12 protein-coding genes and 2 pseudogenes are annotated in these 13,517 nt (G+C 71.0%); 6 read left to right on the top strand and 8 right to left on the bottom strand.

Annotation, left to right across the window (positions count from 1 at the left end; translation table 11 throughout):
- The first annotated feature begins 18 nt into the window (after nt 1-18).
- Genes EAO75_RS01095 through EAO75_RS01105 form a run of 3 tightly spaced genes read left to right on the top strand, consistent with a single transcriptional unit; the run spans nt 19 to nt 2,932 of the window.
- On the top strand, nt 19-1,371 hold the full coding sequence (locus EAO75_RS01095; protein WP_147993131.1) for an amidohydrolase family protein: 1,353 nt from the start codon (nt 19-21) through the stop codon (nt 1,369-1,371).
- Nucleotides 1,368-2,243 carry a cupin domain-containing protein gene (locus EAO75_RS01100; protein ID WP_147993132.1) on the top strand — a complete coding sequence of 292 codons (876 nt, stop codon included), beginning with the start codon at nt 1,368-1,370 and terminating at the stop codon, nt 2,241-2,243. The genes EAO75_RS01095 and EAO75_RS01100 overlap by 4 nt, the downstream gene beginning before the upstream one ends.
- Complete coding sequence (locus EAO75_RS01105) at nt 2,240-2,932, top strand: SDR family oxidoreductase (RefSeq protein ID WP_147993133.1); 693 nt, start codon at nt 2,240-2,242, stop codon at nt 2,930-2,932. The genes EAO75_RS01100 and EAO75_RS01105 overlap by 4 nt, the downstream gene beginning before the upstream one ends.
- A 36-nt stretch (nt 2,933-2,968) precedes the next feature.
- Here the strand turns inward: EAO75_RS01105 and EAO75_RS01110 are convergent, their stop codons facing one another.
- From EAO75_RS01110 to EAO75_RS01125, 4 genes are all read right to left on the bottom strand, one after another.
- The gene (locus EAO75_RS01110; protein ID WP_147993134.1) at nt 2,969-3,775 is read right to left on the bottom strand and encodes an SAM-dependent methyltransferase; all 807 of its coding nucleotides are present in this window, start codon (nt 3,773-3,775) and stop codon (nt 2,969-2,971) included.
- Between the two features lie 158 nt (nt 3,776-3,933).
- On the bottom strand, nt 3,934-4,266 hold the full coding sequence (locus EAO75_RS01115) for a DUF3140 domain-containing protein (RefSeq protein WP_147993135.1): 333 nt from the start codon (nt 4,264-4,266) through the stop codon (nt 3,934-3,936).
- A 49-nt stretch (nt 4,267-4,315) separates the two neighbouring features.
- Nucleotides 4,316-4,798: a Dps family protein gene (locus EAO75_RS01120; RefSeq protein WP_147993136.1), complete on the bottom strand. Its 483-nt coding sequence runs from the start codon at nt 4,796-4,798 to the stop codon at nt 4,316-4,318.
- 126 nt (nt 4,799-4,924) lie between these two features.
- The gene (locus tag EAO75_RS01125; protein ID WP_147993137.1) at nt 4,925-5,734 is read right to left on the bottom strand and encodes an alpha/beta fold hydrolase; all 810 of its coding nucleotides are present in this window, start codon (nt 5,732-5,734) and stop codon (nt 4,925-4,927) included.
- 150 nt (nt 5,735-5,884) lie between these two features.
- Between EAO75_RS01125 and EAO75_RS01130 the strand changes: the two are divergent.
- A pseudogene (locus tag EAO75_RS01130) lies at nt 5,885-6,340 on the top strand (beta-ketoacyl synthase N-terminal-like domain-containing protein); the annotation flags it as partial.
- Between the two features lie 17 nt (nt 6,341-6,357).
- Here EAO75_RS01130 and EAO75_RS01135 read toward each other — a convergent pair.
- A pseudogene (locus EAO75_RS01135) lies at nt 6,358-7,098 on the bottom strand (thiolase family protein); the annotation flags it as partial.
- 92 nt (nt 7,099-7,190) lie between these two features.
- On the opposite strand from EAO75_RS01135, the gene EAO75_RS01140 reads away from it, so the two are divergent.
- Complete coding sequence (locus EAO75_RS01140) at nt 7,191-7,964, top strand: sulfite exporter TauE/SafE family protein (protein ID WP_147993138.1); 774 nt, start codon at nt 7,191-7,193, stop codon at nt 7,962-7,964.
- Here EAO75_RS01140 and EAO75_RS01145 read toward each other — a convergent pair.
- Nucleotides 7,944-8,762, bottom strand: a complete 819-nt coding sequence (locus tag EAO75_RS01145; protein WP_147993139.1) for an HAD-IIA family hydrolase — start codon at nt 8,760-8,762, stop codon at nt 7,944-7,946. The genes EAO75_RS01140 and EAO75_RS01145 overlap by 21 nt on opposite strands.
- 35 nt (nt 8,763-8,797) lie before the next feature.
- The gene (locus EAO75_RS01150) at nt 8,798-10,264 is read right to left on the bottom strand and encodes a hypothetical protein (protein ID WP_261989099.1); all 1,467 of its coding nucleotides are present in this window, start codon (nt 10,262-10,264) and stop codon (nt 8,798-8,800) included.
- Nucleotides 10,265-10,540: 276 nt separating this feature from the next.
- Between EAO75_RS01150 and EAO75_RS01155 the strand changes: the two genes are divergently transcribed.
- Nucleotides 10,541-11,290 (top strand): cobalt-precorrin-6A reductase, encoded by a 750-nt coding sequence (locus EAO75_RS01155; protein WP_147993140.1) that lies wholly within the window; start codon nt 10,541-10,543, stop codon nt 11,288-11,290.
- 218 nt (nt 11,291-11,508) lie between these two features.
- Here EAO75_RS01155 and EAO75_RS01160 read toward each other — a convergent pair whose 3' ends face one another.
- On the bottom strand, nt 11,509-13,503 hold the full coding sequence (locus EAO75_RS01160) for an MDR family MFS transporter (RefSeq protein WP_410092140.1): 1,995 nt from the start codon (nt 13,501-13,503) through the stop codon (nt 11,509-11,511).
- Nucleotides 13,504-13,517: the final 14 nt, after the last annotated feature.

Below are 13,517 nucleotides of genomic sequence, written 5' to 3' on the forward strand. Positions count from 1 at the left end.
CCCATGGGAGGAAGGGCGATGAGCAATCGGATACTCCTGCGAGGCGGTCACGTACTGTCGATGGACCCCGACGTCGGGGACCTGCCCCAGGGGGACGTCCTCATCGAGGACGGAAAGATCGTGGCGGTGCAGCGGGAGATCAGCGCCGACGCGGAAGCGCTCGACATGACCGGCCGGATCGTGATCCCCGGCTTCGTGGACACCCACCGCCACACCTGGGAGGCGTCCATCCGCAATGTCGCCCCGGACGCCACCTTGGACGACTACTTCGTCGACATCCTCGACACCTTCGCCCCGCTGTACACCCCCGAGGACGTGTACGCGGCCAACCTCGCGGGCTCGCTGGAGTGTCTGAACGCCGGCATCACCACGCTCGTCGACTGGTCCCACATCAACAACACGCCCGCCCATCCGGACGCCGCGATCCAGGCCCTCAAGGAGACCGGGATCCGCGCCCAGTACGCGTACGGCAGCGCCAACACCTCCCTCGCCGACTACTGGTTCGAGAGCAGGATCGCGATACCCGGCGACGACGTCCGGCGCATCCGTGAGACGCACTTCGCCTCCGACGACGGGCTGCTCACGATGGCGCTCGCCACGCGCGGCCCCGGCTTCTGCGTCAACGACGTCGTCACCGCCGAGTGGGCGCTCGCCCGCGAGCTGGACATCCCGATCACCGTTCATGTGGCGATGGGCCGCCTCGCGGGCCGCTTCGGGATGGTCAGGCAACTGAGCGACCTGGGGCTCCTCGGTCCCGACACCACCTACATCCACTGCTGCTACCTCCACGAGGACGAGTGGCAGATGGTCGCCGACAGCGGCGGTACGGTCTCGATCGCGCCGCAGGTCGAGGTGCAGATGGGGCACGGCTGGCCGCCCGTGATGAAGGCCGTCGAGTACGGGCTGCGGCCATCCCTGAGCATCGACGTCGTCACCACCGTGCCCGGCGACATGTTCACCCAGATCCGCGCGGCCTTCGGAGCCGAGCGCGCCCGCGTCAACGCCGACTGCTGGAAGGCCAACATGCCGGTCCCCGACAGCATGTTGACGGCACGTCAGTTGCTGGAGATGGCGACACGCAACGGCGCCCACGTCGCCGGCCTCGAACACCGCACCGGCTCCCTCACACCCGGGAAGCGCGCCGACGTCGTCGCCATCGACGCCACCGCCCTGAACGTCGCCCCGGTGCACGACGCGGCCGCCGCGGTGACCCTGTCGGCGGACGTCTCCAACGTCGACACGGTCATCGTCGACGGAGTGGTCCACAAGCGCGACGGCCGGCTCGTCGCCGATGTCGACCGGGCCCGGCGGCTGGTCCAGGAGTCCTGCGACCGGCTCCTGGCCGCGAAGGAGGCGAAGAGCGCGGCATGACCCGACACCTGGTGCGCCTCGCCGCAGACCTTCAGGAGCCGCCCTACAGTGAACTCGGGTACGGGCGGCGGGAGTTGGTGGGCGAGGAGGACGGCAGCGTGCACACCGGCTTCGGCCTGTGCGGGATACGGCCCGACGGCCGGGTCGCCGCCCATGTGCACTCCTACGAGGAGAGTTTCCACGTGCTCGACGGGGGCGTGGTCCTCGACGTGCCCGAGGGCTCGTACCTCCTCGAAGAGGGCGACTACGGCCTCCTCCCGACCGGCGTACCGCACGCCTGGCGCGGCGCCGGGGACACCGGCGGGCGCTGGGCCGACATGCTCGCCCCGGTGCCGCGGGCCCGCTACGGCCACGACACCCAGGCCGTCCCCGCGCTGCCGGAGCGCGACCCCGTCCGCGTCGACGTCCGCGACCCGCGCACCCGGTCCCTCGGCCACTTCGAGCCCGCGCAGATGGACCCCGGCAAACAGTCTCAGGACCTGCTCGCGGTGTCGGCGAGCATGCGGACCGCGCTGCTCGTGTACAGCGGGATCACGGTGAAGACGATGGTCGACAGCGATCTCGGCGCGGTCGCCTCGACGATGTTCATGGTGCAGTACGCGCCGGACGGGGTGGCCGGCACGCACGACCATCCCTTCGAGGAGACGTACCTGTTCCTGGAGGGGGTCGTGGACGCCACCTTCGACGGTGAGCGGTACCGGCTGGGCCCGGGTGACGTGGCGTGGGCGGGCGCCGGCTGTGTGCACGGGTTCTCCAACGCGGGGGAGGGGCCGCTGCGTTGGCTGGAGACACAGGCACCGCAGCCGCCGTCGCGGCACTCGTACCGGTTCACGCGGGACTGGGAGTACCTGAGGGAGGCCCTGGGCCGATGAGCAGTGTCCTTGTCGTGGGCGGTACGTCCGGGATCGGCCGCGCGTTCGCCCGCTTGCGCGCGGGGCGGGGCGACGAGGTGGTCGTCACCGGCCGGGACGCCCACCGTGCCGGCACGGTGGCCAAGGAGATCGGGGCCGGCCAGGGCTTCGCCCTCGACCTGTCCCGGCCGCGGGAGATCGCCGCCGCGCTGGCCGGGGTCGGGCGCGTGGACCACCTGGTGATCGCGGGCATCTCGCGTGACGAGAACCGTGTCGCCACGTACGACATCGAAGCCGCTCTGCGTCTCGTCACGCTCAAACTCGTCGGCTACACCGAGGTCGTGCACGCCCTCGGCCCACGGCTGCACGAGGACAGCGCGATCGTGCTGTTCGGCGGTCAGGCCAAGGAGCGGCCCTATGTGGGGGCGACGACGGTGGCGACCGTCAACGCGGGCGTGCGCGGTCTGGTGAACACCCTTGCCGTGGAACTGGCGCCGGTGCGGGTCAACGCCGTGCATCCCGGGGTCGTGGGGGACAGCCCGCACTGGCGGGACAAGCCCGAGGAGGTGCTGGCGGGGTTGCGTGCCAGAACGCCCACGGGGCGGCTGGCCACGATGGCCGACGTCGTGGAGGCGGTCGACTTCCTGCTCCGCAACCGGTCGGTCAACGCGGTCGAACTCGCCGTGGACGGAGGGTGGTTGCTGGGCTGAGCCGCTCGTCGAGCGGGGTGCGGGCTCGGGCGCGGGTCAGCGCTTGAGGCCGACCGCTCCGTACAGGGACACGGGCTCGCCGCGCTCCCCGTCCTCGCTCTCGCCGGGCCGCCAGTCCGACAGGGAGACGATGCCCGGCTCCAGCAGCTCGAGTCCCTTGAAAAGACGACCCATTTCGGCGTGCGAGCGGGCCACGAGCGTCACCCCGCTCGCCTTGTAGGCCGCGATACCCCGATGGACGTTCTCCGGTTCGAAGTCGGCGGTCATCGCCGACAGGACCAGGCAACTGCCCGGCGCCAGCGCGCCGACCAGCGTGTCCACGAGTTCATGGGCGCCGTCGTCGTCCGCGATGAAGTGCAGCAGCGCGACCAGCGACAGGGCGACCGGCCGGCCGAAGTCGAGCGCGGAGGCGGCCTGTTCGAGGATCCGCTCCGGTTCCCGCGCGTCGGCCTGCACATACTCGGTCACACCCTCAGGGGTTCCGCGCAGCAGGGCGTCAGCGTGCGCGAGGACGATCGGGTCGTTGTCGACGTACACCACCCGTGCGTGCGGGACGACGGACTGGGCGATCTGGTGCAGGTTCGGCTCGGTCGGGATGCCGGAGCCGATGTCCAGGAACTGGCTGATTCCCGTTTCCTGGACGATCGCCCGCGTGGCCCGTTCCATGAAGCGGCGGTTGGCGCGCGCGTGCCGTGGAGCGTCGCCCTGCATCGCGGTGATCCGCCGGCCGAGTTCCTCGTCGACGGGGTAGTTGTCCTTGCCGCCGAGGAACCAGTCGTAGACCCGGGCCGGATGCGGCCTGCTCGTGTCGATCCTCGATATGGCCGGCTCGGACCCGGTCACACGAATCTCCCTGCGCTCGACGACGGTGTGTCCGAGCAGTCTGTCACGATCATGAGGCCCGACGGAGGCTGTCTTCGGCCACCTCGTCGGTCAACAGCTCGCTCCCGTCGTCGAGTTGGGTGGCTCCAAGACCAGCGATACGACGCGCGGGTCGTCGCTCATGGCCTCAGCGGATCATGGCCGATCGTCATCAGCTGATGCCGCCTGCGCGTCTGCTCCGGCTCGGGTTCGTTCTCCAGGTCCGGTTCCTCGGTCACGGTGTCCACGACGTCGTACATCACCTGGATGTCGTCGTCCGTGAGGTCCATGCGCCGCTTCTGGAGGATCGCGAGGACATGCTGCCCGGTCGGCGGGCCGGCCCGGTCCGGCAGCGGCTCGCTCTCCTCCTCCGCGTCCCTGACCCGCAGCCAGCCTGCCAGCTCCTGGGAGGTCATGTTCACCACGCGGTGGAAGTCCTCCCACAGCGCGTCGAGTTCGAGGGCGTCGGTCACGGTGTGCCCCTTGTCTCCGGGTAAGGCTGTCGGCGTGCGGCGCGTGGTGTCACTCGGCGCGCGGCCAGTTCTCGGCGTCGAACATCCACCGCTGCTTCTCCAGCTCGCTCGTGATGCCGATCAGCAGGTCCTGGGTCACCGGGTCCGGCTCGGCGGTGGCGGTGATGCGGGCGCGCAGCCGCTCGATGGCTCCCGCCAGGGTGTCCACGACCAGCTGGACGACCTCCGTGTCGCGCACCCAGCCTTCCTTCGGGCCGGGCAGCGTGTAGGCCGCGGCGATCGTCTCCGGCCGGCCGTCGGGCGGCAGGCCGAGCGCCGCGCAGCGTTCGGCGACCGTGTCCGCGTACGTGCGTGCCGTCGAGACCACCTCGTCGAGCTGGAGATGGATCGACCGGAAGCGCGGGCCCACGATGTTCCAGTGCGCCTGCTTCCCGATCAGCGAGATTCCGAGAAGATCGACGAGCGTGCTCTGCAGGGCGTCCCCGGCGACTCGGCGAGCCGGTTCGGGCAGGGTGCTGTTGACCACAGGCATTCCGGGCTCCTCCTTCTGGCGTGATCCAGGCCGACATGGAGCGTGCGGCGCCCACCACTGAGGTCACTGCGACCACTCCATGCCGGCGCGGGTGCCCAGGCCGAACCGGTGCAAACGCGACGTGTCTCAGGGTGCGAACACACCGTCCAGGAAGTGGATCAGGTCCGCGAAGACCTGCTCCTTGTTCGTCTCGTGGAACACCTCGTGCCGGGCCCCGGCGTAGACACGCTCGGTCGCGTCGTTCCCGCGCAGCTCCTCGATCCCGACGCGGCTCCCGGCGAGCGGGACGAGCCGGTCGTCGTCGCCGTGCAGCCACAGCAGCGGCAGGCGCCCGATGCCACCGCTCTTGGACACGGTGTCCAGCATCCGCACGAACGCCTCCACCGTCGGCCGCTTCATCGGCCCGTGCCAGACCAGCGGATCCCTCGTGTACGCGACGCCCACCTCCGGATCGCGCGAGAGGGCGGCCGGGCTGATGGGGGTGTCGGGGATCTCGGCGTGGGAGAGCAGCCGCCGGGGCAGCTCCCAGTCGCCGATCACGGGCCCGGACAGCACCAGGGCGGCCAGCTCGTCGCCGTACAGCTGCGCGTACCGTGCCGCCACCAGTGCGCCCATCGAGTGCCCGACCAGGACGACCGGTACATCCGGATGCGCGGCCCGGGCCAGAGCGGCGACGGCGTGCACATCGGCGACCACGTCCTCGAAGTCCTCGATCACCACACGCTCGCCCGCCGACCTCCCGTGACCGACGTGATCCGGCCCGAACACGGCCGCGCCATGCCTGGCCAGCACGTCCGCCACCTCGGCGTATCGGCCCACGTGCTCGCCGTAGCCGTGGAGCACGAGCGCGACGTGCCGAGGCCGAGGATTCGGCCATTCGCGTACGGCGATCGATCCCCGGCTTCCGTCGAGGGCATGCTCGCGGGTGTCGGCCATTGGTCCTCCGGCTGCGTTCGGCTGCTTCCGGCTCCGTCGCTGAAGCTTCCCGGGGATCTTCCCAGGGTGCCGCAGGTCGGTCTATAGTCAAAAACTAGCGGTGCTAATTAACAGGGTGCCGATCCATACTGCCCGGTCAGGAGTCCTGTCGTGCGTCCCGTCCACTTCGCGGCCGCCCGCCGCACCCCCATCGGCAAACTGCGCGGAGCACTGTCGTCCGTACGGCCCGACGATCTCGCCGCGACCGTGATCAGGGGCCTCGTCGCCGACGTCCCCGCACTCGATCCGGCGCGCATCGACGACGTCTACTGGGGCGCAGCCAACCAGGCCGGCGAGGACAACCGCAACGTCGCCCGGATGGCCGCGCTGCTCGCCGGCCTCCCGGAGTCCGTGCCGGGCGCCACGGTCAACCGCCTGTGCGCCTCCGGCCTGGAGGCGGTGACGACGGCCGCCCGCACCATCGCGGCCGGCGAGGCCGACATCGTGCTCGCCGGCGGCTCCGAGTCCATGAGCCGCGCCCCCTTCGTCCTGCCCCGCAAGGCCCTGGCCCGTGCCGACTGGACGATCGCCGACGTCCAGGAGGCCGAGTTCAACGAGGCGTTCGCCGCCCAGGCGCTCGCGTGCGTGGACCAGCTCGGGATCGACCCCGTCCGCCGCATCCGGTGCAGCAGCGTCGTGAGGATCCGTGCGCCCGAGCAACCCAGCGGATGGCCCAGCGCGATGGCGCCGCCACTGGCGTTCACCAGGTCGGGGTCGATCCCGAGCTGGTCCACGCACGCGAGCGCCTGGGCGGCGAACGCCTCGTTGAACTCGGCCTCCTGGACGTCGGCGATCGTCCAGTCGGCACGGGCCAGGGCCTTGCGGGTGGCGGGGACCGGGCCGATGCCCATCACGTCGGGATGGACGCCCGCGGAGGCGCCCGCGACGTAGCGGCCGAGGGACTCCAGGCCCAGTTCGTTCAGGGCCTCCTCGCTGACCAGGAGCAGGCCGGCGGCGCCGTCGTTCATCGGAGAGGCGTTGCCCGCGGTGACCGTGCCGCCCTCCCGGAAGACGGCCTTCAGCCGGGACAGCTTCTCGTACGAGGTGTCCTCGCGGATGCACTCGTCGCTGTCGACCAGCACGCCGTCCGGGCGCGTCACCGGCAGGAGTTCGTCGTCGAAGTGGCCGTTCTTGCGGGCCTCGGCGGCCCGTTGGTGGCTGCGCAGCGCGAACTCGTCCTGTCGCTCGCGCGGGACGCCGTAGCGCCCGGCGACCTCCTCGGCCGTCTCGCCCATGGACAGCAGGCCGTGGAGTTCCTTCATCGCCGGGTTGACCAGGCGCCAGCCCAGCCGGGTGTCGTAGGTCTCGATGCGGTGGGGCAGGGCAGCGCGGTGCTGGTGGAGCGGCACTAGCAATCTCCCAACTGGCGAGACGGTCATTACCAGTCCTGTTGTCTGCACATACCATCGGTCTCCGCATGGACACGATGACGCTTTGGCACATAACAGGCTGGGAGTTCGCCGCGCTCGCCTTCGCGGCCCTGCTCGTCGGCTTCTCGAAGACGGCCGTGAGCGGGGCCAACACGGTCAGCCTGGCGGTCTTCGCCGCCGTACTGCCCGCCCGCGCCTCCACCGGCATCCTGCTGCCGATCCTGATCGCCGGCGACGTGCTCGCCGTGCTCACCTACCGGCGGCACGCCCACTGGCCCACCCTGTGGCGGCTGTTCCCCGCGGTCGCCGCCGGCGTGGTCTTCGGCACGCTGTTCCTGGTGTGGGCGGACGACGAGATCGTGCGTACGTCGATCGGCGCGATCCTGCTGCTGATGGCGGGCGTGACGGTCTGGCGCCGCCGTACGGCGGACAGGGAGGCCGGGCCGGACTCCGTCACCACCCGGGCCGGCCGGGTCAAGGCCCGCTCGTACGGCGTCCTCGGCGGCTTCACCACGATGGTCGCCAACGCGGGCGGCCCCGTGATGTCGATGTACCTGTTGTCGGCCGGCTTCCGAAAGCTCGGCTTCCTGGGAACCTCCGCCTTCTTCTTCCTGATCGTCAACGTCTCCAAGGTGCCCTTCAGCGCCGGACTCGGCCTGATCGACGGCTCCTCGCTGCTGCTCGACGCCGCGCTGGTGATCTTCGTCGTGCCCGGCGCGGTGCTCGGCAAATGGGCCGTGGACCGCATCAACCAGCGGCTGTTCGAGCAGCTCGTGATCGCGGCGACGGTCGTGGGCGGCCTACAGCTGCTGCTGCGCTGAGCCCCGCAGCTCCCTCAGCAGGGCGGGCAGATCGGCGAACGAGTCGATCACATGGTCCGGCGTACCGCTCGCGTCCCGATGCGTCTGCGGCAGATACTTCCCGGTCCGCACCAGCACACCCGTGACACCGGCCCGCTGCGCCGCCAGCACGTCCGACTCGATGTCGTCCCCCACCATCACCGCCTCGTCCGCACCGACCCCGACATGCGCCAGCGCCGCCGCGAAGAACGCGGCCGACGGCTTCCCCGTGATCTCCGCCTCGACCCGCGCGGCCTTCTCCAGCCCGGCCAGGAAAGCGCCGGTGTCCAGCCGCAGCCCCCGGTCCGTACGCCAGTACAGATTCCGGTGCATGGCCACCAGCCGCGCCCCGCGCTGGAGATACCCGAAGGCCCGGTCGAGCGCCGCGTACCCGAACTCGGGCCCGGCACCGCCGACAACCACGACGTCCGGCGCGCTCTCCCCTCCCTCGTCCTCGCCGACGAGGGTGACTCCACCCAGATCCTCCGCGATGTCCCCGCTGTTCAGCAGCACACAGCGCGCACCCGGGAAGTGCTCGGCGAGATGGGCGGCGGTGACGGCGGGCGCCGTCAGGATGTCGTCGGCGGACACCGGGAACCCGGCGTCCGCAAGGGTGTGCGCGATCGACGCCCGTGTCCGCGAGGTCGTGTTGGTGACCAGCGCGACACGCAGCCCGGCCGCGCGGATCTCCCGCAACGCCTCGACCGTCCCGGGCAGCGGCTGCCACGAGACGGTGAGGACCCCGTCGATGTCGATGAGAACGGCCCGTACGGATCCCATGCCAGGACGATAGCGAGCGCCCCGGCCGACCCCGCTCAGGGAGCGATACCGACACCCTCGATGTCGCTCCACGCCCGCTCCTGACCGGCCGTCATGGCCGGCCACCGCAGCCCGCCCGGTCGCGGCTCGACGCGCGAGGCGTACGGCTGCGGACGGAAGGCGGGGTCGTAGAGGCAGCCCGTGCCGTACGTCTCGTCGAACGCGCCGCACGACGCCGCGACCGACTTCGGCGTGGGCTTCTTCCCCTTGCGCACCCAGGTGTCGAGGGCGGCGATGGACGTGGCGTACTCGGCGTCGCTCAGCTCACTGTGCTCGTGCTCCCGGGTGAACGTCTGCACCAGGTGACCGTCGCGCCGGGCCCCTTGGAGCGTGGCCCGGTAGGCCGCCTCGTGCTCCACGAACGCCGTCGGGTCGTCGATGGCGTGCAGCGTCAGCACCGGAATCGAGACCTTTCCGGTGAGATCGCTGTCGTAGGACAGATCCCGTACGGCCGTGGGGTCGGGGGCGAACCGTTCGACACCGGCGTTGAGCGCCTCGTCGTCATGCGACCCGGAGTAGCGAACGCCCTGGTTGCCGAAGGGGTTTCGGTCCCCGAGGCGCTCGTGCACGATGTCGCGGAACGTGAAGGTCGCGAACCGCAGATGCGACTCCAGGGTGCGCTCGGGGATCCGCGTGACCGCGAGGATGTCGTCGAGGTTGCGCTGCTGGAGCGCGGTCCGCTCCTGCGGCTGCGACGCGTATCCGGTGCACTCCTGGAGCCGGGCGCGCAGCCCGGCCGACGTCATGGTCGAGCCGGCGCGCAGCCCCTGCCACAGCGGGTACTGCGGCTCGCTCGGGCGGGGGTGGTTCCCGCAGTAGTACTGGTAGACGACGCGCAGGTCGACGCGGTAGTCGTAGCCGCGCGAGCCGCCACCCAGGACTCCGTTGGTGAGCAGCGCCCCGTCGTACGCGCCCTTCTGGCTGCCATAGGTTTCCACGACCTTCGCGGCGACGTTCCCGCCCCACGACTGGCCGTGCACATACGTCCGTCGCGGCTTGCCGAACTCCTCGACGAACAGCCGGCGCACGCTCTCCGTGTCGGCGGCGGCCATCCGCGTCCCGTAGCCGCCCCGGCGGTAGGACGAACCCGCCCAGGCGTAGCCCTCCTTCACCATCACCGACCAGCGGCCCAGGTCGTCGAGGCTGCGGGCGGGGTCGGACTCCGCGCCGAGGTCGGGGCCGCCGTGGGCGTGCACGACGAGGGACCGGTTCCACTCGTGGGGTATGGCGATCGCGTAGTAGGCGCCGTTCGCGTCCTGGCCGGTGTAGCAGTCGGCCTTGTCGACGATGGCCTCCGGGCACTGCGCGGAGGCCGGTTCCGCGCTGTCGCCCCGGGCGTTCGAGGCGCCGACGAGGATGCCGACGGCGAGGGCACCGGCCAGCACGGCGGCCAGCGTCGTACGCCGCTGTGCCGATGACGGAACAGACCTGCGGATCACTGCGTGCGTTCTCGTCCAGTCCAAGACGCTGCTCCTCGTTCTCGTCGGCACGTCTTCGAGCCGTGCGCCGTGATGCTAGGGAGCGACGGGGCGAGGAACCACGGTCTGCTCGTTTGTGTTCATAGTGTTCGCAGGGTCGAACAGGCACGGCCAGCGGGTGCGGGCTCCCGCGGGCACCGGAACTGACGGGTCCGGGCAGGGAACATGCCCGTGCGGGCACCGGCCTTCGGGGAACGACAGTCCCGGCGAGCACCCGACCTCCGAGTCCCGCGCCCCCGCCGCACCTCGTACGCTCGCCCCATGTCCCCCCGCCACATCCTGATCCTCGGCGGCACCACCGAGGCCCGCGAACTCGCCGCCGCGCTCGCGGCGCATCCCGGCGTCCGTGTCACCACCTCGCTCGCGGGGCGTGTGTCACGGCCGGGCGCGGTCGAGGGGGAGGTGCGCGTCGGGGGCTTCGGCGGCGCGGAGGGCCTGGCGGACTGGCTGCGCGCCGAGCACGTCGACTTCCTCGTCGACGCCACGCACCCCTTCGCCGAGTCGATCACGGCGAACGCGGTCCGCGCCGCGAGGTCGACCGCCGTCCCGGCGGTGGTCCTGCGCCGCCCCGGCTGGCACGCCGGCCCCGGCGACCGCTGGCACGACGCGGGATCCCTCGACGAGGCCGCCGCTCTGCTGCCGGGCCTCGGACACCGCGTGCTCCTGACCACCGGCCGCCTGGGCCTCGCGGCCTTCGCCCACCTGACGGACCTGCACTTCGTCGTACGCTCCGTCGAACCACCCGAGCCGCCCATGCCCCCGCACACCGAGGTGCTCCTGGCCCGCGGCCCCTTCACCCCGGCCGCCGAATCGGCCCTGCTGCGGGAGCACCGCATCGACGTCCTGGTGACCAAGGACAGCGGCGCACACGCCACCTCCGCCAAACTCACGGCCGCCCGCTTCCGGGCCCTCCCGGTCGTGCTCGTACGCCGCCCCCCACTGCCGGACGGAGCGGACGCGGTGCCGGATACGGCGGGGGTGCTGGAGCGACTCGGCCTCACCGCGGGGTGACCGAGGCGCGGAGGCGGTGATGGCCCGCAGCAGTGGCAGGCCCGCACGACGCCATGCCTCGTCTCGGTCGTCGTGAGCGAGTGCCTCACAGCGCGGGCAGCGCACCAGGATCGAGTCGCTGAACTCGTAGACCGTGGTGAGGGGATCGCCCAATCGCACCGGCGCGGCAGACATGCCGCGAGTATCACGGAGGGCCGTCACCGGCCGCACCCGGATTCTCAGCGGGACTTGCTCAACGCCGGCTCCTGTACGCGGCCGGTGAGGCCCGCGTCGAGGTCCTCCACCAGGAGGCGCTTGGCGATGGTGTGGACGGCGGCGCGCAGGTCCGTGCCCGGGGGGCGGCCGATGTCGTCCTGGAGGCGTTCCTCCAGCCAGGTCGCCCAGGCGGTGCCGATGATCCGGGCCTCTCGGGCGCCCGCGGGAGTGTGGGAGAGGAGGGAGCCGCCGTCGCGGGTCAGGTAGCCCTCGTCGACCATGCGGTCGAAGACGGGGAGCAGTACCTCGGGAGGCAGGTGGCGGCGGGCCGCGATCAGGTTCAGGCTCGCGTGGCCGACGAGGATCGTCAGGATCTCGACCTGCATCACCGCCCAGGCGCCGGCCACGTCGAGGCGGGTTTCGGAGGCCCCGATGATCCGGCGGGCGGTGTCGGGGCTCATGCCGCCGATGATCTGCCCGACGGACGTCTCCAGCACCCGCTGGGCATTGGGGTCGTGCGGGGACGCGAACCCGTCGCCCAGGTCGGTGGACGCCATGCGCGCACTGTCGCGCAGCGGCACCTGCTTGAGGAACAGCGCGATGACGAAGCCGAGAGCCGCGACCGGCACCGCCCAGAGGAACACGGTCTGGATCGTGTCGGCGTACGCGTCGACGATCGGCGCGGCGACCGCCGGCGGCAGCCCGTTCAGGCCCTCGGGGCTGGTCGCGGCCCTGCTGATGGCGGCCGGATCGAGCCCGGAGCCCGTTCTCGCGGCGGCCTCGACCCCGTCGGCGAGGCTGGGCGTGAGCGTGTTCGTGTAGATCGTGCCGAAGACGGCCGTGCCGAACGAGCTGCCCAGCGTCCGGAAGAACGTGACGCCGGAGGTCGCGGTGCCGAGGTCGGCGTAGTCGACGGTGTTCTGCACAGCGATCGTCAGGACCTGCATACACAGCCCGATACCGGTGCCGAGCACGAACATGTACAGCGATTCCAGCCAGGCACCGGTCGACGGCCCCATGAGCGACATCAGGAACAGCCCGACGCCCATCACCAGGGAGCCGACGATCGGGAAGATCCGGTACTTCCCGGTCTTGCTGACCACGTTGCCGCTGAACACGGACGCGATGAGCAGCCCGGCCACCATCGGCAGCGTCCGCACACCGGAGACGGTGGCCGAGTCACCGTCGACGTACTGGAGATACGTCGGCAGATACGTCAGCGCGCCGAGCATCGCGAAGCCGACGATGAAGCTGAGGACGGAGCACACCGAGAAGACCGGGTTGCCGAACAGCCGCATGGGCAGCATCGGCTCCGCCGCCCGCGTCTCCGCCCAGCAGAACAGACCCAGCGCGACCGCACCCCCGACGAACAGCGCGATGATGACGCCGGAGCCCCACGCGTACTCATTGCCGCCCCAGCTCGTCGCCAGGATCAGCGCGCTGGCCCCGACCGCGACGAGCCCGATGCCCAGGTAGTCGATGATCGGCCGGGAGGCCGACTTGACCACCGGGATGGTCCGGGCGGCCGCGATGACGACGACGATCGCGATCGGGACGTTGACGTAGAAGGCCCAGCGCCAGGTGAGATGGTCGGTGAACAGCCCGCCGAGCAGCGGTCCGATCACCGTCGCCACGCCGAACACCGCACCGATCGCGCCCTGGTACTTGCCGCGCTCGCGCAGCGGGATGACGTCCGCGATCAGCGCCATCGCCGTCACCATCAGCCCGCCGGCCCCGACCCCCTGCATCGCCCGCCAGAGGATCAGCAGCGTCATGTTCGAGGCCAGACCGCACAGGAACGAGCCCGTGATGAACACGATCGCCGAGACCTGGAAGACCAGCTTCCGGCCGAACTGGTCGCCGAACTTGCCGACCAGGGCCGTCGCCACGGTCTCCGCGAGCAGATACGACGTGACGACCCAGGACATGTGCTCGGCCCCGCCGAGATCCGACACGATCGTCGGCAGAGCGGTGCCCACGATCGTCTGGTCGAGGGCCGCCAGGAGCATCCCCAGCATGATCGTCACGAAGA

Source organism: Streptomyces sp. UW30 (assembly GCF_008042075.1).
In the GTDB taxonomy this organism is placed as follows: Bacteria; Actinomycetota; Actinomycetes; order Streptomycetales; family Streptomycetaceae; genus Streptomyces.